The organism is Vibrio salilacus (assembly GCF_002811245.1).
Lineage (GTDB): Bacteria > Pseudomonadota > Gammaproteobacteria > Enterobacterales > Vibrionaceae > Vibrio > Vibrio salilacus.
Genome location: NZ_NIVQ01000005.1, coordinates 137,007 through 158,172 on the forward strand (window position 1 = coordinate 137,007; position 21,166 = coordinate 158,172).

Annotated in this window: 25 protein-coding genes; 11 read left to right on the plus strand and 14 right to left on the minus strand. The window is 46.2% G+C overall.

The genetic code is table 11. From position 1 onward, the window contains the following. Positions 1-35: 35 nt before the first annotated feature. Both CDZ87_RS05250 and xerD read right to left on the minus strand, forming a co-directional pair. Positions 36-779, minus strand: coding sequence for a thioredoxin fold domain-containing protein (locus CDZ87_RS05250; RefSeq protein ID WP_100752505.1), 744 nt, complete (start codon positions 777-779; stop codon positions 36-38). Between the two features lie 39 nt (positions 780-818). Beyond that, positions 819-1,715 (minus strand): site-specific tyrosine recombinase XerD, encoded by an 897-nt coding sequence (gene xerD, locus CDZ87_RS05255; RefSeq protein ID WP_100752568.1) that lies wholly within the window; start codon positions 1,713-1,715, stop codon positions 819-821. A gap of 164 nt (positions 1,716-1,879) precedes the next feature. Between xerD and fldB the strand changes: the two genes are divergently transcribed. Beyond that, positions 1,880-2,401, plus strand: coding sequence for a flavodoxin FldB (gene fldB, locus CDZ87_RS05260; protein WP_100752506.1), 522 nt, complete (start codon positions 1,880-1,882; stop codon positions 2,399-2,401). On the opposite strand, the gene ampD is transcribed toward fldB, so the two are convergent. Beyond that, the gene (ampD, locus tag CDZ87_RS05265) at positions 2,398-2,949 is read right to left on the minus strand and encodes a 1,6-anhydro-N-acetylmuramyl-L-alanine amidase AmpD (protein WP_100752507.1); all 552 of its coding nucleotides are present in this window, start codon (positions 2,947-2,949) and stop codon (positions 2,398-2,400) included. The genes fldB and ampD overlap by 4 nt on opposite strands. 131 nt (positions 2,950-3,080) lie before the next feature. Between ampD and nadC the strand changes: the two genes are divergently transcribed. The 8 genes from nadC to yacG all read left to right on the plus strand — a co-directional run bounded on the left by nadC (position 3,081) and on the right by yacG (position 10,073). Further along, on the plus strand, positions 3,081-3,968 hold the full coding sequence (nadC, locus tag CDZ87_RS05270) for a carboxylating nicotinate-nucleotide diphosphorylase (RefSeq protein ID WP_100752508.1): 888 nt from the start codon (positions 3,081-3,083) through the stop codon (positions 3,966-3,968). A gap of 220 nt (positions 3,969-4,188) precedes the next feature. After that, on the plus strand, positions 4,189-4,593 hold the full coding sequence (locus CDZ87_RS05275) for a pilin (RefSeq protein WP_100752509.1): 405 nt from the start codon (positions 4,189-4,191) through the stop codon (positions 4,591-4,593). Continuing rightward, positions 4,593-6,284: a type IV-A pilus assembly ATPase PilB gene (pilB, locus tag CDZ87_RS05280; protein ID WP_100752510.1), complete on the plus strand. Its 1,692-nt coding sequence runs from the start codon at positions 4,593-4,595 to the stop codon at positions 6,282-6,284. Before CDZ87_RS05275 ends, pilB begins: the two co-directional genes overlap by 1 nt. Before the next feature lie 9 nt (positions 6,285-6,293). Beyond that, entirely contained in the window at positions 6,294-7,520 is a 1,227-nt protein-coding gene (locus CDZ87_RS05285) for a type II secretion system F family protein (protein WP_100752569.1), read from the plus strand. Between the two features lie 38 nt (positions 7,521-7,558). Continuing rightward, positions 7,559-8,428 carry a prepilin peptidase gene (locus CDZ87_RS05290; protein ID WP_100752511.1) on the plus strand — a complete coding sequence of 290 codons (870 nt, stop codon included), beginning with the start codon at positions 7,559-7,561 and terminating at the stop codon, positions 8,426-8,428. Position 8,429: 1 nt separating this feature from the next. Beyond that, a complete protein-coding gene (gene coaE, locus CDZ87_RS05295; RefSeq protein ID WP_100752512.1) occupies positions 8,430-9,038 on the plus strand; it encodes a dephospho-CoA kinase in 609 nt (202 codons plus the stop codon). Between the two features lie 34 nt (positions 9,039-9,072). Further along, the gene (zapD, locus tag CDZ87_RS05300; protein WP_100752513.1) at positions 9,073-9,813 is read left to right on the plus strand and encodes a cell division protein ZapD; all 741 of its coding nucleotides are present in this window, start codon (positions 9,073-9,075) and stop codon (positions 9,811-9,813) included. 65 nt (positions 9,814-9,878) lie between these two features. Continuing rightward, positions 9,879-10,073, plus strand: a complete 195-nt coding sequence (gene yacG / locus CDZ87_RS05305; protein ID WP_100752514.1) for a DNA gyrase inhibitor YacG — start codon at positions 9,879-9,881, stop codon at positions 10,071-10,073. Between the two features lie 106 nt (positions 10,074-10,179). Here yacG and rplS read toward each other — a convergent pair whose 3' ends face one another. The 5 genes from rplS to ffh all read right to left on the minus strand — a co-directional run bounded on the left by rplS (position 10,180) and on the right by ffh (position 13,774). Further along, on the minus strand, positions 10,180-10,533 hold the full coding sequence (gene rplS, locus CDZ87_RS05310; protein ID WP_038173824.1) for a 50S ribosomal protein L19: 354 nt from the start codon (positions 10,531-10,533) through the stop codon (positions 10,180-10,182). Positions 10,534-10,581: 48 nt separating this feature from the next. Then, positions 10,582-11,331, minus strand: coding sequence for a tRNA (guanosine(37)-N1)-methyltransferase TrmD (trmD, locus tag CDZ87_RS05315; protein WP_100752515.1), 750 nt, complete (start codon positions 11,329-11,331; stop codon positions 10,582-10,584). A gap of 25 nt (positions 11,332-11,356) precedes the next feature. Further along, positions 11,357-11,905 (minus strand): ribosome maturation factor RimM, encoded by a 549-nt coding sequence (gene rimM / locus CDZ87_RS05320; RefSeq protein ID WP_038173822.1) that lies wholly within the window; start codon positions 11,903-11,905, stop codon positions 11,357-11,359. 25 nt (positions 11,906-11,930) lie between these two features. Further along, a complete protein-coding gene (rpsP, locus tag CDZ87_RS05325) occupies positions 11,931-12,179 on the minus strand; it encodes a 30S ribosomal protein S16 (RefSeq protein WP_004742593.1) in 249 nt (82 codons plus the stop codon). Positions 12,180-12,385: 206 nt separating this feature from the next. Further along, a complete protein-coding gene (gene ffh, locus CDZ87_RS05330; RefSeq protein WP_038173821.1) occupies positions 12,386-13,774 on the minus strand; it encodes a signal recognition particle protein in 1,389 nt (462 codons plus the stop codon). A gap of 209 nt (positions 13,775-13,983) precedes the next feature. Here ffh and CDZ87_RS05335 point away from each other — a divergent pair, with 209 nt between their 5' ends. Next, positions 13,984-14,778 carry a cytochrome C assembly family protein gene (locus CDZ87_RS05335; protein WP_100752516.1) on the plus strand — a complete coding sequence of 265 codons (795 nt, stop codon included), beginning with the start codon at positions 13,984-13,986 and terminating at the stop codon, positions 14,776-14,778. 134 nt (positions 14,779-14,912) lie between these two features. After that, positions 14,913-16,193, plus strand: coding sequence for an HlyC/CorC family transporter (locus CDZ87_RS05340; protein ID WP_100752517.1), 1,281 nt, complete (start codon positions 14,913-14,915; stop codon positions 16,191-16,193). A 71-nt stretch (positions 16,194-16,264) separates the two neighbouring features. Here CDZ87_RS05340 and rpoS read toward each other — a convergent pair whose 3' ends face one another. From rpoS to ispF, 6 genes are all read right to left on the minus strand, one after another. Continuing rightward, a complete protein-coding gene (rpoS, locus tag CDZ87_RS05345) occupies positions 16,265-17,245 on the minus strand; it encodes an RNA polymerase sigma factor RpoS (protein ID WP_100752518.1) in 981 nt (326 codons plus the stop codon). Between the two features lie 72 nt (positions 17,246-17,317). Further along, positions 17,318-18,217 carry a peptidoglycan DD-metalloendopeptidase family protein gene (locus CDZ87_RS05350; RefSeq protein WP_100752519.1) on the minus strand — a complete coding sequence of 300 codons (900 nt, stop codon included), beginning with the start codon at positions 18,215-18,217 and terminating at the stop codon, positions 17,318-17,320. A gap of 2 nt (positions 18,218-18,219) precedes the next feature. Beyond that, on the minus strand, positions 18,220-18,846 hold the full coding sequence (locus CDZ87_RS05355; protein ID WP_100752520.1) for a protein-L-isoaspartate(D-aspartate) O-methyltransferase: 627 nt from the start codon (positions 18,844-18,846) through the stop codon (positions 18,220-18,222). Between the two features lie 2 nt (positions 18,847-18,848). Further along, a complete protein-coding gene (surE, locus tag CDZ87_RS05360) occupies positions 18,849-19,607 on the minus strand; it encodes a 5'/3'-nucleotidase SurE (protein ID WP_100752521.1) in 759 nt (252 codons plus the stop codon). Continuing rightward, positions 19,604-20,650 carry a tRNA pseudouridine(13) synthase TruD gene (gene truD / locus CDZ87_RS05365; RefSeq protein WP_100752522.1) on the minus strand — a complete coding sequence of 349 codons (1,047 nt, stop codon included), beginning with the start codon at positions 20,648-20,650 and terminating at the stop codon, positions 19,604-19,606. The genes surE and truD overlap by 4 nt, the downstream gene beginning before the upstream one ends. Positions 20,651-20,687: 37 nt before the next feature. Then, the gene (ispF, locus tag CDZ87_RS05370) at positions 20,688-21,164 is read right to left on the minus strand and encodes a 2-C-methyl-D-erythritol 2,4-cyclodiphosphate synthase (protein ID WP_100752523.1); all 477 of its coding nucleotides are present in this window, start codon (positions 21,162-21,164) and stop codon (positions 20,688-20,690) included. Between the last annotated feature and the right edge of the window lie 2 nt (positions 21,165-21,166).

Sequence of the window (21,166 nt, forward strand, 5' to 3'; positions counted from 1 at the left end):
ATCAGAGCCTCAAATGAGGCTCTTCGTTAAATTAATTAAATTTGCTTAAGGCGCTGAACAAGCTGTTCTGGCGGTAGGTAACCACCAATCATCTCACCATTTGGCAAGAAAATCGCAGGAGTACCGCTGATACCAAGCTCACGGCCTAGCGAGTAGTGTTGTTTGATGATCTGTTGGAACTTAGCGAAATCGTCACCCGTTTTAGGGAATTGACGATTCACTTTACCGTCATGCATGGCCGCTTGCGGATCTTCCGCGCCCCATACTGCCGCCATTTGATCAGCCGCCATGCCTGTTGCACCTTGACGAGGAAAAGCCATATAACGCACCGTAATACCGAGATCATTGTAGCCTTGCATCTGACTGTGAAGTTTCACGCAGTAGCCACACGTAACATCGGTAAAGACTGTCACGACGTATTGCTCATCGTCGGCTTTAAATTCAATCATGCTGTCTTTAAACGCAGCGATTTTTGCCGCGTTAATCGGTGCTTGGCGCTTAGCCAGCACATCTTGATATTGGCCGCTTTCATCCAACTGGTACAAGGTTCCCGCTAAGAAATAATCTCCGTTTGGTGACGCAAACAATACCCCACCACTGGTGTTCACTTCGATTAGGCCATCAATATCCGCGGCAGTAATATCTTTCACTTCTAAACCCAGCTTAGCAAAACGTGCCTCTAGCTGCGCTTTGTCAAACTTAACCTCATTGGCCGATACGGTTTGCGCCGCTAACAGCAAAGGTAAAGTCAGTAGAGTCATTCGGCGTAATACGCTCATTCAAGTCACCTTAAATTCAATTGGTTGAGCCAAAAGCGATTACGCTCTTGGGTGGTGTTCACTGTGTAGCTGCTTCAGACGCTCTGTTGCTACATGAGTATAAATTTGTGTGGTCGACAAGTCACTATGCCCCAGTAACATCTGCACCACACGAAGATCCGCACCATAGTTAAGCAAGTGGGTCGCGAAGGCATGGCGCAAGACATGGGGAGAAAGTAATTCCGTCTCAATCCCTGCCAATACGGCATAGCGCTTTATACGGTGCCAGAATGTCTGGCGAGTCATTTGCCGCGCACGTTTACTGGGAAAAACCACATCAGAAGTATTATCCCCAAGTAACTCAGACCTACCTTGTTGGAGAAAAGTTTCAATCCAATCAACCGCATTTTCGCCCATCGGCACTAAACGTTCTTTACCGCCTTTACCCGTTACGCGCACAACTCCTTGACGCAGACTAATATTTTCCATCGTTAAACTGACTAATTCAGTCACACGTAGACCCGTCGCATAAAGCAGTTCTAACATCGCTTTATCCCGTAACTCTATCGCATCATTCGGATCCGGAGCATCAAGCAGTGCTTCCACTTGCTCTTCACTAAGATCTTTCGGTAAACGTTTGGGTAATTTAGGGCTAACCAGCAGCGCACTCGGATCATCCGCGCGGACTTTTTCTCGGTGCAAATATTGGAACAGTCGCCGGATAGCCGACAACATCCGCGCACGAGAAGTCTGCTTGTATTGTTGGTCTGCCAGCCAGGATTGATACTCTTGCAGGCCAGATAAGCTGATAAAGTCGAGTCGATAATTGTTGGCCGTCATCCACTGTAATAGTTTAAACAGATCATTGCGGTAAGATGAAAGTGTATTTTCAGATAATCCTCGCTCCATCCACATCGCATCTAAAAACAGCTCAACAACCCCTTGATCGGGTGACATTTGTTCTGACACAGCTAACCTCTTATTTTTGTTCTGCGCTCAAATGTAAGGGGCACAAGCGAATAATGCTATAAAAAATCGTCTTTGAGTCGGATATTGACTGCAAAACTGGTCATTTTGTGGTTAGAATCCATCATCCATTTTGCAATAGATAAAAGCATATTATGAAGATCGGTCTGTTTTACGGCTCAACCACTTGTTATACCGAAATGGCAGCAGAAAAAATCCGCGCTATTCTTGGTGAAGACCTTGTTGATATTCACAACGTTAAAGAGTCGCCACTCGCTTTGATGGCAGATTACGATTTTCTTATCTTGGGTATTTCGACTTGGGACTTTGGTGAAATCCAAGAAGATTGGAATGAAATATGGGATCAAATCGATGGCGTAGCGCTAAATGGCAAAACCGTCGCACTGTTCGGTTTAGGCGATCAAGAAGGTTATGGCGAATGGTATCTGGATGCGATGGGGTTACTCCACGACGAACTGAAGAAGACCGGAGCTAACATCATCGGTTACTGGCCCAATGATGAAAACTATCAGTTTGAGGCCTCCAAAGCTCTCACTGAGGATGCTAGCCAGTTTGTTGGCTTAGCTCTCGATGAAGACTCCCAATATGAACTGAGTGATGAGCGCATCGCCAACTGGGTTGAACAGATCTTACTTGAGTACCAAGAGACGCTTTAGCCCGCAGCGAGCAGCGCACGCCTATATTTGGCCCAATCAAACACCAACCCTGGGTCAGTTTTACGCAGCGGCGCAATATATTGGTGGCCTGTAATTCGCGGGATGGTGATCTTCGGATAGCGACTTTGTATCGACCGAGTCAACGCGGTTAGCGCAGCGTATTGTGCATCGCTATAAACCACATAGTCGCTTCCTTCAAGTTCAATGCCAATCGAGTAATCATTGCACTTATCACGTCCAGCAAAGCTGGAATGTCCCGCATGCCAAGCTCGCTCAGCAAAAGAGACAAACTGTACCACCTCCCCATCACGTCGAATCAGGCAGTGCGCCGACACGCCCATCTTATGAATGACAGCAAAGAATGGATGCGTATCAGGGTTAAGCCGACCGGTAAAAAACTGTTCGATATAAGGCCCGCCAAATTGACCGGGCGGCAAGCTAATATTGTGCACCACCAGCAAAGAGACATCTTGTCCTGGCGGCCTTTGATCAAAAAAGGGCGAAGGAACGTGTCGCGCAGCGCAATACCAACCGTTGTCATCTATCATTTTAAGGCTCACTGTTTTCGTCTTGTTATGATTTTATCCCTTTGACCATGAAATGCGAGATTAATGGCTGAATTTCGCACTCAGTCAGCGTATCATGCCCACCTCTTGTTCAACTGCGTATTAGATTTGCGATGAAAAACACACATAATAGCCAACAACGTCTCGAATATTTGAAACAGCAACTGCCTCTTGAGATCAGCCGAGCCGTGGCTGACACCATCAAAGAAGATCTGGGTGGCACGCTCGACCCATCTGCTGATATCACTGCAAGTCTAATCCCTGCCAATGCGCACAATGAAGCCACCATCATCACCCGAGAGCACGGCGTGTTCTGCGGCAAAGCCTGGGCCGATGAAGTATTCAAGCAGCTTGGTGGCGAAGTCAACATCGATTGGCATGTCAACGATGGAGACCACGTTACACCAAACCAAGTGTTGTGCACTCTTTCGGGTCCTGCACGTGCTCTATTAACCGGTGAACGTAACGCGATGAACTTCATCCAAACGCTGTCAGGTTGTGCTACTGTCGTTGCCCAGTACGCTGCTCAAATTCAAGGCACTGGTTGTCGCCTACTCGATACGCGTAAAACCATTCCCGGGCTGCGCAGCGCACTCAAATACGCCGTGGCTTGTGGGGGTGGTTTTAATCACCGCATTGGCGTTTTCGATGCGTATCTGATCAAAGAGAACCATATCATTGCCAACGGCGGCATTACTCAGACCATTAAAACAGCGAAAGAGCTCAACCCTGGTAAACCGGTCGAAGTAGAAACCGAAAGCTTGCAAGAGCTACAAGAGGCCATTGACGCAGGCGCTGATATCATCATGTTAGATAACTTCACCACCGAGATGATGCGTGAAGCCGTCAAAATTAACGCTGGTCGCGCGGCGTTAGAAAACTCAGGTAATGTCACGCTCGAAACGATTCGAGAGTTCGCAGAAACTGGCGTAGATTATATTTCCGTCGGCGCACTAACCAAACACCTTAAAGCAATGGATCTTTCAATGCGCTTTAAGTAACCATCACTGAGCGATTTAACTAACGGAGGCTGTGCGCCTCCGTTATTGTTTCTAAGGTGAGAAGGTGAGAAACTCAGATCCAGTTCATATTTTATTGAACCATCACAGTGACGTACGATTAACTCCACCTAATCAGATCTAACTTTCACACAATTCGTCTCCACGCTAACACTCGCGACCACTAGTCTCTCTAGTACCATTCAAACCGTTCGAAGAGACTATGCACCCACAACGCCAGCGCCATACCCTCGGTTTCACACTGATTGAACTCATGATTGTCGTTGCAGTAATCAGCCTGCTGTCCGCCGTAGCAATTCCTCATTACCAAAGCTACGTAAAGAAGGCGGCATTAAGTACCGCCCTTGCCTCCGCGAGTGCATACAAAGTGATTGTTGAAGATGCCATTGCTGTAGAAGGGCGCTTTCCTGCTATCTCACAAACCTTTGCGATTGGGACCATTAGCTCTGAATCCGCGCCATTAGCCACTGACAACGCCACCAATGATTTAGTGGTCGCGATAACCCAAGGGTCAGGCTCGGGTCAAAGCATAACTTTAAAACGTGATGCCAATGGAGCCTGGCGCTGCAGCGCATCCAGTAGTGTCTCTCTCGCCGGGTGCTCTTGATGCAAAGCGAATTACTCAGCCTCCTCGTTCAATTGCAACTCGTAAGCAAACAGCAGCAACAACGCGCCCAAGCAAGCATCGACGAACTTGGCCAGCATCCGATCACCGCCCTTATTGAAGATGGCTTTATCAGTGACACTGAGTTAGCTAAACAGCTGGCCGAACACCTTGCTCTGCCGCTGATTCAACTCACCGAGTTTGATTATCAAGCGCTCTGCCTTCAGTTCGACCTAATGCCATTAATCGATCGTTTCCAAGCCGTTCCTGTTCGCCTTGAACTGCAAACATTACAACTGGCCGTCGCTGACCCTTGCCAATACGAGATAGAAAATGAGTTTCATTTTGCTACTGGTCTCGTGATTGAATTGGTGATTACCGAATACAGTGCACTGCTTAACGCCATAGAACGGCTATCACAGCATAATTCAGCGCGCTCAACTCTGACTGGCAGCCCTGCTATCAATGACCATCAACTCACTCAATTAGTCACCTTGAGCGCCGATGAACAGCGTGAGCAAGATGACCTTATTGATGATAAAGCTCCCGTCAGTCGTTACATTCAACAGATCTTATTGGATGCCGTCTCTCGCCACGCCTCTGACATTCACTTTGAACCATACGAACAATCGTATCGAGTACGTTTACGTTGTGACGGTCTATTAATTTCCGCTCAGCAACCTTCACATCAACTCAGTCGCCGTTTAGCCGCCAGATTGAAAATATTGGCCAAACTTGATATTGCCGAGCGCCGCTTACCGCAAGATGGCCGAATCAAGCTGCGTTTAAATGACACGGTCGCAGTGGATATGCGTGTATCCACCTTACCGACATTGTGGGGAGAAAAAATCGTTCTGCGTATTCTCGATAATCGCGCCATTGCACTCACTATCGATGCTTTAGGTTTTAACCCTGAGCAGCAAAATATCTACCTAACAGCGCTGGAAAAACCTCAAGGGATGATACTGCTGACCGGCCCCACCGGCAGTGGTAAAACCGTCTCGCTTTATGCGGCGCTCAATCACTTGAACTCACAGCATGTTAATATCTCTACGGCAGAGGATCCGGTCGAAATTAATCTTCCCGGCATCAACCAAGTACACATTCACCCTGAAATTGGCCTCGATTTTAGCCAAACGTTACGCGCGTTTCTACGCCAAGATCCAGACATCATCATGCTCGGCGAAATCCGAGACCTTGAGACAGCAGAGATTGCGATTAAAGCCGCTCAAACCGGCCACTTGGTGCTTTCTACCTTGCACACCAATTCGGCGGTAGGAACCATTACTCGCTTGGCTAATATGGGGGTCAATCACTTTAATATGGCCTCTTCGCTCTCTTTACTTATCGCACAGCGCCTAGTCAGGAAACTGTGTCGACACTGCAAACAAAGTATCGCGACTCCAACTCCTGTCGCTGAACAGTTTAATCTCGCGCCGAACTCGAGTATGTTCATCGCCAACCCAGCAGGTTGCACGCACTGTCACAATGGCTATCTCGGCCGAGTTGGCATCTACGAGCTGTTACCAATCAATGCCGAGCTTATTGAAGCGATTTCAAATCAAGCCACAGCCGAGCAATTTCAAGCGATTGCGATAGAAAATGGTATGCAGAGTTTAATCCAATCTGGGATCGAAAAAGTGCGCGCAGGGGTTACCAGTATTGATGAATTACAACGCGTACTCTACTTTTAGCGCTTAATGATGATGTTACACTCGCACACGCCATTAAGTCATTATCACTGGAAAGGCATCAATGCCACTGGCAAACGTTGCTGCGGAACAATGCTCGCCAATCACGAGAGCGATATTCGCCACCACTTAAAAAACAACTCGATCACCTTGCTGAGCCTCAAACGGCGCAGTTGTTCATTACTATCTCGTTGGCAACATAAAGCTCGCCCACAAGACATCACTGTCATGACACGCCAATTAGCGACTATGTTAGCCAGTGGCGTGACGCTAGTGCATGCGCTCAAACTGATTAACCACAACCAACGTAAAGCCGAAATGAGACTGCTGATAACGCGCATGAGCGCTATTGTCGAATCTGGTACACCGATTTCACAGGCGATGGGGCAAACAAGCGTCCTGTTTGATGACTTCTATCGCGACCTGGTCAAAGTCGGCGAACAAAGCGGTCGACTCAGCGACGTCATTGAGCGCTTGGCGACTTATCGTGAAAAAAGTCAGCGCTTAAAAGCAAAACTTAAAACCGCCTTGATCTATCCCACTTTGGTTCTCGCTACTGCCATCATAGTCAGTTATTTGATGTTGGCCTTCGTGGTCCCACAATTTGAAGCTATGTTTGCAGGTCTTGGCGCTCAACTTCCATGGTTCACTCAACAGGTACTCAAGGTGTCAAGATTCATCCAAAATTACACTGGCTATCTGCTGCTATCGATTGGCGCTGTTATCTGGGGCTGTCGTAAGCTAGTTTCGGTCTCGCCAATAATGCAGTTGCGCCTCAGCTGTTGGGTTTTAAAGCTACCGGTAATTGGCAGTGCGATTGAGAAATCGGCCTTGAGTAAATTTTGTCGCTCTCTATCAACTAGCGTTAGTGCAGGCGTAGCGATACATCACGGTTTAGCGAGCGCGATAAAAACCACGCCTAATCTCTATTATCAAAAGGCGATACAGCAAGTGTTTGAACAAACTTTAGCGGGCATGCCGATCTACATTGCGCTGCGTGAAAGAGGCGCTTTCCCCGCGTTAATGGTCCAAATGATCATGGTGGGTGAAGAGTCAGGCCAACTTGATGACATGCTGAGAAAAGTGGCAGATATTTACCAATTGGAAATCGACAATCAAATTGAAAACCTCGAGAAATCGCTCGAACCCTTAATGGTCTTGTTACTCGGCACAATTGTCGGCAGTCTAGTGGTTGCGCTTTACTTACCTATCTTTAATTTAATGAATGTCTTAGGATAGTATATTGAGCTTACACTTTTCCTGCGTACCTAAGATAAATGGAACTATTTAACTATTACCCTTGGCTGTTTGCTGCCCTCGCAAGTGTATTCGGTCTGATCATTGGCAGCTTTTTGAATGTTGTTATTCACCGCTTACCTTTGATAATGGAAAGAGAGTGGCGACAAGAGTGCGCAGAAAGCTTTGCCGAATATCATATCGAGCCACCACAAGGAGAGTTTAACCTTAGTGTGCCGCGCTCACGTTGCCCCAAATGTCAGCACTCTGTGGCAATAAAAGATAATATTCCGTTATTTAGTTGGTTACGCCTGAAAGGGCGATGTCGTCACTGCTCTGGATCGATTAGTATCCGCTACCCTCTGGTTGAACTGCTGAGTGCGGCGCTCTGTTTGGCCATTGCCTACCAACAAGGGTTCAGCTATTTTTCCGTCGCTTTATTGTTTTTCACTCTTACTCTGATCGCCGCGACCTTTATCGATCTCGATACCATGCTGCTCCCCGATCAGCTCACTTTACCCTTAATGTGGGCGGGTATTGCCTTAGCGCTGCTTAATATCAGCCCGCTCTCTTTACAAGACTCGGTCATTGGGGCGATGGCGGGTTATTTATCGCTCTGGTCGGTTTATTGGTTATTTAAACTACTCACCGGAAAAGAAGGCATGGGTTATGGCGACTTTAAACTGCTCGCAGCGCTTGGGGCCTGGCTTGGCTGGCAGCATCTCCCGCTGATCATTTTACTCTCCTCTTTAGTCGGATTAATCTTTGGTTTAATTCAGTTACGCCTCAAGCAGCAAGGTATCGATAAAGCTTTTCCTTTCGGTCCCTACCTAGCGATTGCCGGCTGGATAAGCATGATGTGGGGCGAGTCGATTATGGCTTGGTATTTCAACCAATTCTTGGGGATGTAACATGGCGATTGTGATTGGCTTAACAGGCGGCATTGCGAGCGGAAAGACCACAGTGGCCAACCTATTTCACCAACAGTTTGGCGTTGAGATTGTTGATGCTGATGTGATCGCCCGAGAGGTTGTCGAGCCTGGCAGTGAAGGATTAGCCGCGATTATCAAACACTTTGGAGCATCGATTTTAACGGCTCAAGGAACACTTGATCGCACACAGTTGCGCGAGCTGATCTTTACTCAACCAAATGAGAAACATTGGTTGAACCAGTTACTGCACCCGATGATTCGTCGCCAGATGTTACAGCAATTAAAGCAAGTCCAAACCCCCTACGCGTTATTAGTTATTCCGCTGATGGTCGAAAATAATTTACAAGCACTTGCCGACAAGGTTTTGGTGGTGGATGTCGAGCCAGAAATACAAATTGAACGCACAATGGCGCGCGACAAGGTCAGTCGTGAACAAGCCAAATCGATTCTTGCGTCACAGGCATCACGAGAGCAAAGGTTGGCAATTGCCGACTATGTGATTAAAAATAGTACAGCAAACCAAAAACTTTTGCCTCAAATCACAGAATTACATCAAAAGTTCCTAGAAATGAGTAGGGAAAATCTGTGAGAATAAAGACTGAATCATTCAGAGCTGCATATTAATGACCACGCATCACTTCGAACATCCACTTAATGAGAAAACGCGTATTTACTTGAGAGTAGAAGCCCTGCTCAATCAACTAAATATTGCGGCTCAATTTGGTGATGATATGCAGCATTTAATTTTCTATCGCTCACTGTTTGATCTGCTCGAAATCTTCGAACAGATCCAGCTCAAAAGTGAATTGGCCAAAGATATCGAAAAACAGCGCCTCGCGTATCGCGCCTGGTTGAATGTTGACGGTGTTGATCAAGAGATGCTGAGCGCGATTTTGAGTGAAGTCGATAAAGTACATAGCGATTTGATGGCAGCAGAGCGTTTTGGCCAAAGTTTTAAAGAAGATCGCTTCTTAGGTGCGATCCGTCAGCGTTTCAACTTACCCGGCGGTTCTTGCTGTTTTGACTTGCCAGCGTTACACCATTGGCTTCATCTGCCACCGGATAAGAAAAAAGCCGATGCTCAAAAGTGGCTTAGCTCATTAAGCCCCTTAACCAATGCATTAACTTTATGGCTAAAGCTAACTCGCGAAACAGGCCACTTCCGTTCGATTCAAGCTCAGTCAGGATTTTTCCAAAGTGATGCGGAAGACGCGAACATTCTACGCTTAGAAATTCCAATGCAATATGGCGTATACCCTATGATTTCAGGTCATAAAAACCGTTTTGCGATTAAATTTATTGAGTTTGGCTCAGGGCAAGCATCGGTTGCCAATGTTGAGTTTCAGTTGGCCGTGTGTAGCTAGCCATACACTCAAGCACTTGCCGCGGTATCGAGTCAATCTATCCCTTTCCTTGTAAGAGAGTAACCATGTCAAAAATAACCATTGTAAAATGCCCACAATGTGGCACTGACGTCAAATGGGGCGAGCAAAGTCCATATCGTCCTTTTTGCAGCAAACAGTGCCAAATGATCGATTTTGGCGAGTGGGCCGATGAGGAAAAGACCATTGCCGGAGCGCCAGACATGTCAGACTCGGATGGCTGGTCAGAAGACCAATACTAAAGAAGCAAAACGTCTTTAGTCGATTAAAAGAGCAAACCAAAAGCCTCAAATAAAAAAGCGGAGACCTAAGGCCTCCGCTAATACTATGAGAACGCTAGTTATAGCATTACTTCTTAGCAAGTTTCTCTTTAATACGAGCTGACTTACCAGAACGCTCACGTAGGTAGTACAACTTGGCACGACGTACTGCACCACGGCGTTTAACTTCGATGCTATCAACAATTGGAGAGTGTGTTTGGAACGTACGCTCAACACCTTCACCGTTAGAGATCTTACGTACAGTGAAAGCAGAGTGTAGGCCACGGTTACGGATTGCGATTACAACGCCTTCAAAAGCCTGTAGACGCTCACGTTCACCTTCTTTTACCTTAACTTGAACGACAACAGTGTCACCTGGTGCAAATTTAGGTAGGCCTGATTTCATTTGCTCTTCTTCAAGAGCCTTGATGATGTTACTCATTTTATAAATTCCTAGAATAAACTGATACTAAATTAAATAGGTTACTGCTTACTTTTCACCACTGCGATGCGCTTTGATAAATTCGGCCAGTAATTGTTCCTGTTCGTCAGTCAGAGCTAGGTTTTCCAGGAGTTCTGGTCTTCTCAGCCAAGTTCGGCCTAACGATTGTTTAAGTCGCCAGAGACGAATATCCTTGTGGTTACCAGACTTAAGTACCGCAGGTACTTCTCGACCGTCTAATACCTCAGGGCGCGTATAGTGAGGGCAATCTAACAAACCATTGGCAAAAGAGTCTTCTTCTGCTGACGCGAAATCTCCTAGCACTCCCGGAACAAACCGCGAAACAGAATCTATCAACGTCATGGCTGGTATTTCACCACCCGTCATCACAAAATCACCAATTGACCATTCTTCGTCAACTTCAGATTGGATGATACGCTCATCTACCCCTTCATAGCGGCCGCAAATAAGAAGCAAGTTCTCATTGGTTGCCAACTCTTCAACTCCTTGCTGGTCGAGTTTACGACCTTGAGGAGAAAGGTAGATGACTTTCGTCTTTCCCGGTGCTGCTTGCTTGGCAGTATGAATAGCGTCGCGCAAAGGCTGAACCATCATCAACATACCAGGACCACCACCGTAAGGTCTATCATCAACAGTGCGATGTTTGTCGTGCGTGAAATCACGAGGATTCCAAGTCTTAATCGACAAAAGACCTTTTTTAACCGCTTGGCCTGTTACTCCAAAATCAGTAACGCTGCGGAACATTTCTGGAAATAGGCTAATTATGCCAACCCACATTGTTCAATCGCTCCGTTACTTGGAGTTAAAATCCAGGATCCCAGTCAACTTCGATCCGTTGAGCTTCACGATCAATGTTTTTGATCACTTGCTCTTCAAGGAACGGGATTAGTCGTTCCTTTTGCCCGAAAGCATCTTTAAGATTTGCTTTAATTACCAAAACATCGTTGGAACCTGTCTCAAGCATGTCAGAGACAATGCCGAGGTCATAACCTTTATCAGTCACGACTTGCATTCCAATCAAATCACGCCAATAGAATTCATCTGATGGCAATTCTGGTAAAACCGCAGGGTCAATTGAAATTTCAAAATTTGTCAGGATTTGTGCATCTTCACGCACTTCCAGACCTTCAAGTTTTACCACCAAACCTTTGTTATGGCGCTTCCAACTTTCAGCTTTGTACTCAACCCACTTTCCACCTTGATTAATGTACCAAGGGGTGTAATCAAATATGCTTTCAGCATCGTCTGTATAGGACAAAACTTTAAGCCAACCACGAATGCCGTAAGAAGCACCGAACTTACCCACAACAATCTTGTCTTCGCTCATTGTTTCATTACCTTTCATCGACATAAGCTAATTTCTTCTTTATCAAGAATTAAGCCGCTTTTTGAGCGTCTTTAACTAGCTTAGCAACGCGGTCAGATACAGATGCGCCTTGACCAACCCAATGGTTAACGCGATCTAGGTCTAGACGTAGACCTTCTTCTTGACCTTGAGCCGTTGGGTTAAAGAAACCCACTTTCTCAATGAAACGGCCAGTTGCTGCGTTGCGGCTATCCGCAACTACGATTTGATAAAATGGACGCTTTTTAGCGCCGTGACGTGCCAAACGAATGGTTACCATGTCGTCCTCTTTGCTTTCTCAAAAATAAAAGTACCCCAACAACCATTTATCGCTAAATAGTTTGGGGCTCGTGCCAAAATAAAGCTCCGGAATTTTACTCTTATTCCGGATCATTGCAAGGTCTTTAGCTACTTTTTCACCAACATAGAAATCGCTCTAAGTTTGTGACGTAGCTAACACCTTGAAATTTTTGTCGCAGTTTGGATTTAACGGCCAAATGGATTGAAGCCACCGCCACCCATTCCGCCCATGCCACCCATCATGCCTTGCATGTTGCGCATCATACCTTTCATGCCACCCTTCTGCATTTTTTTCATCATTTTCTGCATCTGAGTAAACTGTTTGAGCAGGCGGTTTACATCTTGTACTTGAGTACCAGAACCTGCCGCAATACGCTTTTTGCGTGAACCTTTGATAAGCTCTGGGCGTTGACGCTCTTTCATTGTCATTGAGTTAATGATCGCTTCCATTTGATGGAACATCTTGTCATCAACTTTATCTTTAACATTATCTGGTAAGTTGCTCATGCCGGGCAGCTTATCCATCATGCCCATCATGCCGCCCATGTTTTGCATTTGACCTAGCTGCTCACGAAAGTCTTCAAGATCAAAGCCTTTTTTCTCTTTGAACTTTTTCGCTAGTTTCTCAGCTTGCTCGGTATCGACATTACGCTGCAGATCTTCAATCAAAGACAGCACATCACCCATACCAAGGATACGCGAGGCAACACGATCAGGGTGGAATGGTTCTAACGCGTCCGTTTTTTCACCAACACCGAGGAATTTAATCGGTTTACCGGTAATATGACGTACAGACAGCGCCGCACCACCACGAGCATCACCATCTACCTTGGTCAGAATCACACCTGTTAGAGGCAGTGCATCACCAAACGCTTTGGCCGTGTTCGCCGCATCTTGACCTGTCATTGCATCAACAACGAATAAGGTTTCAACCGGGTTAATTGCCGAGTGGAGATCTTTTATCTCCCCCATCATCTGCTCATCAATCGCTAAACGACCAGCCGTATCGACAACCAACACGTCGTAGAATTTCTTCTTGGCATGATCAATCGCTGCATTAGCAATATCGAGCGGCTTTTGATCCGCTGAAGAGGGGAAGAAATCAACACCAACATCCGATGCCAATGTTTCTAGCTGTTTTATCGCCGCAGGACGGTAAACGTCCGCAGAAACAACTAAGACTTTCTTTTTGTCTCGCTCAGTCAGTAATTTAGACAGCTTACCTACCGAGGTTGTTTTACCCGCCCCTTGTAAACCTGCCATTAAAATCACAGCCGGTGGCTGCGCAGCCAGATTCAAAGCTTCATTAGATTCACCCATCACGGCTTCAAGTTCATTTTGAACAATCTTAATGAACTCTTGACCTGGAGTGAGCGATTTAGAGACCTCCACACCAACGGCTGACTCTTTTACGCGCTTAATGAAATCACGTACAACCGGTAGTGCCACGTCGGCTTCAAGAAGCGCCATACGCACTTCACGCAACGTCTCTTTGATATTATCTTCGGTCAAACGACCTTTTCCGCTGATGTTTTTCAGCGTTTTGGATAAACGATCCGTTAAATTCTCAAACATCTTACTCTCTTTACCTTGACGGTGTTTAGGGAGACTCGCCGTGTCATTTCGGCGATAAATTACTACAAGTATACCTTAGCCAAACCAAGCTTGACACTGCCTAGATAACTTTTGACATCTCATGTCACGCAAATGAAAGTGATAAGTCATAGCTCAAGCCGTTGATGCAGGGTATAATTTGTTAAAAATCCACCAGCTTATAGAGACTAATGGATAACCTAATCGCCATCGTTGCTGCAATACTCTATCTATTAGCGATTGCTACCATAGTTCCCGGACTTGTTCACCAGACAGGCATCCGTGTTAAAACTGTGTTTGCTAGTGCTTTTCTTGCGCTGGCTTTTCATGCTTGGCTACTTAGTGATCTGATATTAGGCAGTGCCGGACAAAACCTCAGTATTCTCAACGTCGCCTCGTTGATAAGCTTTATTATCTCTATGGTATTGAGTAGCGCGATGCTCAAAACCCGTTTGTGGTTCTTACTACCTGTGGTTTATAGCTTTGCCGCCATTAACCTCATCGCAGCAGCGGTATTGCCGAGCACCTTTATTACCCATCTCGAGCAAGACCCGAAACTACTGATTCATATTTCGTTTGCCTTATTTTCGTACTCAACACTGACCATTGGTGCATTGTATGCGCTTCAATTGGCTTGGCTTGACCACAAACTGAAAACCAAGAAAGCGCTAGCCATTAACCCCAATTTACCACCACTGATGATGGTTGAACGTCAGCTATTTAATATCATTTTAATTGGTACCCTTCTTCTAACTGGCACCTTATTGACTGGCTTTTTCTTTGTGCAAGATATGTTCGCCCAAGGTAAAGCGCATAAAGCGATTCTCTCTTTTGTTGCTTGGATTGCCTACTCTGTACTGCTGTGGGGCCACTATCAAAAAGGCTGGCGCGGACGTAAAGTGACATGGTTTACGATCGCAGGGGCAACCTTACTGACTCTGGCCTACTTTGGCAGTCGCTTTGTGCGTGAAATTATTTTGCGTTAACAGGTAAAGATAAAGTTCCGACATAAGGTGCACCATAAGTGCCCTTTTTACACTACGCAGTTCCCTATTTGAAATTGACTTCAATGACAATTTAGGTCATAAATTAACCAAACCTAACAAGGAAAAGATAAGCTTTGGACGACATATCAACGGGTATCTTATTTGCGCTACTCGCGTGTCTTATTGTTATTTCAGGATATTTCTCTGGTTCCGAGACAGGCATGATGGCTCTGAACCGCTACCGTCTCAAGCATCTCGCCAATAATGGGCACAAAGGCGCACAGCGCGTTGAGAAGCTGCTCGACCGACCAGACCGACTCATTGGTCTGATCTTAATCGGTAATAACCTCGTTAATATTCTCGCTTCTGCGATTGCCACCATTTTAGGTATGCGTCTATATGGTAACCTTGGCGTGGCGATTGCCACAGGCACTCTGACCTTAGTGATTTTAGTCTTCGCCGAAGTGACGCCAAAAACCCTGGCCGCGCTTTACCCCGAGCGGGTCTCATACGCTAGCAGTATTCTACTAACCATTTTAATGAAACTGTTGTCGCCGCTAGTGATGTTTATCAATATGATAACCAATGGCTTTATCCGTTTATTAGGTCTTAAAGTCGTACACGGCGGGGATGACCACTTAAGTTCGGATGAACTGAGAACCGTGGTCAACGAAGCAGGGAGTTTGATCCCTCGCCGCCACCAAGATATGTTGATTTCAATTCTCGATCTTGAACATGTCACCGTTAATGACATCATGGTGCCACGTAATGAGATCACCGGCATCGATATCAATGATGACTGGAAATCGATTGTACGCCAGTTAACACACTCTCCTCATGGCCGAGTGGTGTTGTATCGCGATCAAATTGATGAAGCGGTAGGGATGTTGCGCCTGCGAGAGTCTTATCGCCTGATGTTAGAGAAAAATGAATTCACCAAAGAGACACTGTTGCGCGCAGCCGATGAAGTGTACTTTATTCCAGAGAGTACTCCTCTTAATGTTCAACTGCTTAAGTTCCAGCGTAATAAACAACGTATTGGCCTGATCGTTGATGAATACGGTGACATCATTGGTCTAGTGACTCTAGAAGATATTCTCGAAGAGATTGTCGGAGAGTTTACCACTTCGATTGCGCCAAGCTTGTCGGATGAAATTACTCCGCAAGGTGATGGCAGTTTCTTGATCGAAGGCAGTGCCAACATTCGCGATATCAACAAAGGACTTAAGTGGAAGTTACCTACTGATGGGCCACGAACACTCAATGGTTTGATCTTAGAGCACCTAGAAGAGATTCCTGAAAGTCATCTCAGTGTTCATGTTTCCGGCCACCCGATGGAAATCGTAGAGCTGGAAGAAAATCGAATCAAGCTGGTCAAGGTTTTTCCTACACTTAAGAAAGCGCAGTCGGCTTAAGCGTCCCCTGTCTTTACGTCCAACAAAAAAGCCTTGGTTTCAAACCAAGGCTTTTTCCAACTTAGACTGAATTAGTCTTCCGTTACGCTGAACAGGTTCTCCATATTCAAACCCTGTTTGATTAGGATTTCACGCAAGCGACGTAAACCTTCAACTTGAATTTGGCGAACACGTTCACGAGTTAGATTAATTTCGCGCCCCACTTCTTCAAGTGTTGATGGCTCATAGCCGAGCAAACCAAAACGACGTGCTAGCACTTCTTTCTGCTTCGGGTTTAATTCATCGAGCCAATGGATTAAAGAATCACGAATGTCATCATCTTGAGTTGAAACTTCAGGATCAGAGTTATTGATGTCAGGAATGATATCTAACAAGGCTTTTTCACCATCACCACCAATCGGTGTATCGACTGAGCTTATACGCTCATTAAGGCGCAACATTTTGCTGACATCATCAACGGGTTTATCAAGCTGTGTTGCGATCTCTTCTGCGGTAGGTTCATGATCAAGTTTCTGTGATAATTCACGTGCAGTACGCAGGTAAATATTGAGCTCTTTAACGACATGAATCGGTAAACGAATGGTGCGCGTTTGATTCATTAACGCCCGCTCTATCGTTTGACGAATCCACCAAGTCGCATAAGTAGAGAATCTAAAACCGCGCTCGGGATCAAATTTTTCGACAGCGCGAATCAGACCAAGGTTGCCTTCCTCTATGAGGTCAAGTAGTGCCAAACCACGATTACTATAACGGCGGGAGATTTTAACCACTAGGCGCAGGTTACTCTCAATCATGCGTTTGCGCGCCGCTTCGTCTCCGCGTAACGATCGACGAGCATAAAGAACTTCTTCTTCTGCGGTAAGTAGTGGAGAAAAACCAATTTCGCCCAAATAGAGCTGCGTGGCATCGAGACTTTTAGTAGATGCATCAACATCTTCTTTAGCATCGACTGTTTTGGTGGGTTTAGTAGAATTCTTGGTTCGAAGCGATTCCTTTGCTTCGTTGGCCATATCGAACTCTTCGACTTTCGTTGCTGCATTGCTGATACTCATAGCGCCTCCCCTGGCGAGCTAGCAAGACATTACTACGTCTAATGTCGCCATATTACTATAATAAGTAAATTTTTAAGGTAAGTAGCGATTTGGATTCACTGATTTACCTTGATAGCGAATTTCAAAGTGCAATCGAATACTGGACGTTCCTGAGCTGCCCATTGTCGCAATCTTTTGGCCGGCTTTTACACTCTGTCCTTCGTGTACGAGCAACCTATCATTGTGTGCATATGCACTGAGGTAATTGTCGTTATGTTTAATTATCACGAGATTACCGTAACCACGTAGCGCATTGCCAGAATAAACGACGGTGCCACCTGCTGTTGAGACGATGGATTGGCCTCGCTGTCCTGCGATATCAATCCCTTTGTTCCCTTGGTCTCCAGCAGAAAACTGTTTGATTACTCTCCCTTTCGTTGGCCATAACCATTTGGAAATTTTATTGTTATTTTGTTTAGGCTCAATGACGTTTTTGTTAACATTCTGTTTACCATTAACTCCAACATACTCTTTTGATTTCGATTGATCAACCTTCTTTTTTGATTCTTTTTTGATCAATTCTTGTCTATTTTTTATGCTATTCCCGCTGGCTTTATGAGTGTTTTTTTGACTTGGTGTTGATGGCGCAGGTATCGCCGCCGCCGCTACGACGCCACCCGCACCAGTTCCACCAAAGGCTGGTGGATTATAGGCAGGCTGCCACAACTTTATCTTCTGACCAGGTTTTATCGTGTACGGTTTTTTCAAACCATTGTAACGAATCAGATCATTTACATTTTTGTCTGTGACGTAAGCTATAAAATAGAGCGTATCGCCCTTTTCTACCTGATAATAACTGCCACGATAGCTCCCACGAGCAACCGAGCTATAGTCTTTGTTTAACCCTGAAACTGGCGCAGGTGAGTGGGCAGCGCAGCCAACTAGCACACTGGATAACATCACCAATAATAACGGCAAAGAAAGAAACTTCATGGCTACGCGAGGTCACCTGCAATTAAAGGAACGAATCGAACCATTTCAATTAATTCAGATTGATATTCATCACCATGACGTGTGATCTTGTAAAGATTTTGCACAGCCGTTCCGATGGGAATCATCATCACTCCTCCCTCACTTAGCTGCTTAAGTAGCGCTGAAGGCACCGATTCGGCCGCCGCAGTCACAATGATCGCATCAAATGGCCCTTTCGCCGCCCATCCTTGCCAACCATCACCGTGCTTGGTTGAAACATTGTAGATATCGAGCTGCTTAAGGCGACGCTTCGCTTCCCACTGCAGGGCTTTAATTCGTTCAACCGAATAAACATGGTCAACTAACTGAGCGAGAACCGCCGTCTGATAGCCTGATCCAGTACCAACTTCCAGTACCTGACTAGTTCGCTCTAAACCAAGCATCTCGGTCATTTTAGCCACAATGTATGGCTGAGAAATTGTCTGTCCTTGTCCAATCGGCAACGCGTTATTATCATACGCTTGGTGCATCATTGCCTGAGAAACAAATTGTTCTCGAGGTAAACGATAGATGGCATCTAACACGTGCTGATCTTGAATGCCACTCGCGACAAGAAAGTCGATTAATCTGTCCGCATGTGGGTTTGCCATTGTTATTTTTCCTTTAACCAATTATCCATACTTGAAAGCGATTCGTGCGCGGTTAAATCAACCTGTAGTGGTGTAATCGAGACGCTGCCCTGCTCAATGGCATAAAAATCAGTCCCTTCACCAGCATCTTGCTCTTTACCCGGAGGACCTAACCAATAAATATCATGGCCTCGTGGGTCTTGCTGCTTAATCATCGCTTCTGCGTGATGACGCGCACCCAATCGAGTGATCTGTGTCGGTTTGAGATCTGCCCATGCTATATCAGGAATATTGACGTTCAACAGCCGATTGGTTGGGATCGGCGATACAGAGTGTTGAAACACCAATTGACGAGCCACCGCTGCAGCCGTCGCAAAGTGCTGTTTGCCAACCAGTGAAAAAGCCATCGCCTGAACGCCAAGAAAGTGACCTTCCATTGCTGCCGCCACGGTGCCTGAATAGAGCACATCGTCACCGAGGTTAGCGCCATGATTGATGCCAGCCAAGACCAAATCAGGTAAGTTATCTTTCATCAATTCATTGAGCGCAAAATGAACACAGTCTGTCGGAGTACCCTGCACTGAATAGACATTAGGCGCAATTTGACTCACTCTCAATGGCTGCTCTAAAGTGAGCGAGTTGGAAGCGCCAGAGCGATTTCTGTCTGGAGCGACAATCGTCACATCGGCCATATCTCGCAGGGAGTCAGCCAAGGCATGTATCCCCTCGGCATGCACACCATCATCATTACTGACCAGTATTTTCAATCGTTTATCGCTCATGAATAGTGACGCTCCACGACAATTTCTTCGATAAGCTCACGTACAATCGCCGTGGCAAAACAGCCTGCATCAAGCGCAAACCGTAAGCAAATCTCATTACCCGAGACTTGCCAACTCAATTGTTGAGGAAATAATGCCAATTCACGGCGCTCATGGCGCATACGGTTAGAACAAATTAAGGCCATTAAATCCGGTTCAGCGTCTAGGTGCGGCTGCTCAATCGCCAGTGCTTGCTCTGTGGTTGGCAAAGCATTGTCCCCTGCAAGCGCCGCCGTTAAGCTTAACTCACGCTGCAAAAGTTGCTGATTGATCGCCTCTAACGAGTCTGCAGTCACTGGCAATTGCTCAGCTTGCTTCACCACCACATCACCGACAACCGCTTGAGTAAACACCGTTTGCTCAATACGCGCCGAAACGATGGCGTTAAAGATCCATGAACGTGCCGCCGAAAGGTACAAGCTACGCTGGTTCTGGTTACGAGTGCGAACATTGTCACGTCCCCAACGTCTCGCCTCTACAAGGTTATTGCCGTTGTTACCAAAACGCTGACTACCAAAGTAATTCGGTACACCGTTTTGCTTAATCAACGCCAAGCGCTGAACCACATCTTCCACGTCTGAAACGTCAGACAAGGTCACGACAAATTGGTTACCGACTAAGTCACCAGGACGGAGCTTTTTATTATGTCGGTCAGTGGCTAAGATTTCGATACTTGGGTACTGAGCGAGAAAAGCTCTAAAATCGGGTGTTTCCCCTTTTGGCAAATGCACACTTAGCCACTGCTCAGTCACAGCATGGCGATCTTTCAGGCCGGCCCAACTCACATCTTTGGATTTTACGCCACAAGCTTTAGCGAGTTCATTAGCAACAAAGCTGGTGTTTTCGCCTGTTTTGCGAATGCGCACCATTAGATGCTCGCCTTGACCAGTAAAGTCAAAGCCTAAGTTTTCGCTAACTTGGAAATGCTCAGGCTTGGCTTTAAGCTTACCTGTTGCGCTTGGCTTACCATGGAGGTACGCCAGTGATGATAAAAGATCAGACATAATTCAGTTCCGTGCCACAAACAGAGGGCAACTCAAGTTATTTTTTAACGAGCAACACAACCGCTTCGGTTGCAATGCCTTCTTTACGGCCAGTAAAGCCAAGTTTTTCAGTAGTGGTGGCTTTGACATTGATGTTGCCGAGTTCGGTATCTAAATCCTCAGCAATGACTTGGCACATCGCCTCAATGTGCGGTGCCATTTTAGGCGCTTGAGCAATAATAGTGATATCCGCATTACCCAACTTATAGCCTTGTTCACGCACGCGGCGATACACATCCCGAAGTAGAGCGCGACTGTCTGCCCCCTTCCATTTATCATCGGTATCTGGAAAATGACGGCCAATGTCGCCGGCGGCAATCGCGCCTAACAAGGCATCACACAACGCATGCAACGCCACATCGCCATCAGAATGCGCGATAAGACCTTGCGTATAAGGAATGGCAACTCCGCCGATAATGACGGGGCCTTGACCACCAAATTTGTGGACATCGAAGCCGTGACCAATTCGAATCATGA

Excerpts from the sequence above, each read along its gene's own strand:
- pilB (WP_100752510.1), top strand. The coding sequence starts at position 4,593 with ATGCAAAGCGAATTACTCAGCCTCCTCGTTCAATTGCAACTCGTAAGC.
- fldB (WP_100752506.1), top strand. The coding sequence starts at position 1,880 with ATGAAGATCGGTCTGTTTTACGGCTCAACCACTTGTTATACCGAAATG.
- CDZ87_RS05275 (WP_100752509.1), top strand. The coding sequence starts at position 4,189 with ATGCACCCACAACGCCAGCGCCATACCCTCGGTTTCACACTGATTGAA.
- CDZ87_RS05335 (WP_100752516.1), top strand. The coding sequence starts at position 13,984 with ATGGATAACCTAATCGCCATCGTTGCTGCAATACTCTATCTATTAGCG.
- zapD (WP_100752513.1), top strand. The coding sequence starts at position 9,073 with ATGACCACGCATCACTTCGAACATCCACTTAATGAGAAAACGCGTATT.
- CDZ87_RS05290 (WP_100752511.1), top strand. The coding sequence starts at position 7,559 with ATGGAACTATTTAACTATTACCCTTGGCTGTTTGCTGCCCTCGCAAGT.
- xerD (WP_100752568.1), bottom strand. The coding sequence starts at position 1,715 with ATGTCACCCGATCAAGGGGTTGTTGAGCTGTTTTTAGATGCGATGTGG.
- rimM (WP_038173822.1), bottom strand. The coding sequence starts at position 11,905 with ATGTCGATGAAAGGTAATGAAACAATGAGCGAAGACAAGATTGTTGTG.
- CDZ87_RS05250 (WP_100752505.1), bottom strand. The coding sequence starts at position 779 with ATGAGCGTATTACGCCGAATGACTCTACTGACTTTACCTTTGCTGTTA.
- CDZ87_RS05350 (WP_100752519.1), bottom strand. The coding sequence starts at position 18,217 with ATGAAGTTTCTTTCTTTGCCGTTATTATTGGTGATGTTATCCAGTGTG.
- trmD (WP_100752515.1), bottom strand. The coding sequence starts at position 11,331 with ATGTGGGTTGGCATAATTAGCCTATTTCCAGAAATGTTCCGCAGCGTT.
- ampD (WP_100752507.1), bottom strand. The coding sequence starts at position 2,949 with ATGATAGATGACAACGGTTGGTATTGCGCTGCGCGACACGTTCCTTCG.
- CDZ87_RS05355 (WP_100752520.1), bottom strand. The coding sequence starts at position 18,846 with ATGGCAAACCCACATGCGGACAGATTAATCGACTTTCTTGTCGCGAGT.
- coaE (WP_100752512.1), top strand. The coding sequence starts at position 8,430 with ATGGCGATTGTGATTGGCTTAACAGGCGGCATTGCGAGCGGAAAGACC.
- surE (WP_100752521.1), bottom strand. The coding sequence starts at position 19,607 with ATGAGCGATAAACGATTGAAAATACTGGTCAGTAATGATGATGGTGTG.
- ispF (WP_100752523.1), bottom strand. The coding sequence starts at position 21,164 with ATGATTCGAATTGGTCACGGCTTCGATGTCCACAAATTTGGTGGTCAA.
- rpsP (WP_004742593.1), bottom strand. The coding sequence starts at position 12,179 with ATGGTAACCATTCGTTTGGCACGTCACGGCGCTAAAAAGCGTCCATTT.
- truD (WP_100752522.1), bottom strand. The coding sequence starts at position 20,650 with ATGTCTGATCTTTTATCATCACTGGCGTACCTCCATGGTAAGCCAAGC.
- rplS (WP_038173824.1), bottom strand. The coding sequence starts at position 10,533 with ATGAGTAACATCATCAAGGCTCTTGAAGAAGAGCAAATGAAATCAGGC.
- yacG (WP_100752514.1), top strand. The coding sequence starts at position 9,879 with ATGTCAAAAATAACCATTGTAAAATGCCCACAATGTGGCACTGACGTC.
- ffh (WP_038173821.1), bottom strand. The coding sequence starts at position 13,774 with ATGTTTGAGAATTTAACGGATCGTTTATCCAAAACGCTGAAAAACATC.
- CDZ87_RS05285 (WP_100752569.1), top strand. The coding sequence starts at position 6,294 with ATGATGTTACACTCGCACACGCCATTAAGTCATTATCACTGGAAAGGC.
- nadC (WP_100752508.1), top strand. The coding sequence starts at position 3,081 with ATGAAAAACACACATAATAGCCAACAACGTCTCGAATATTTGAAACAG.
- rpoS (WP_100752518.1), bottom strand. The coding sequence starts at position 17,245 with ATGAGTATCAGCAATGCAGCAACGAAAGTCGAAGAGTTCGATATGGCC.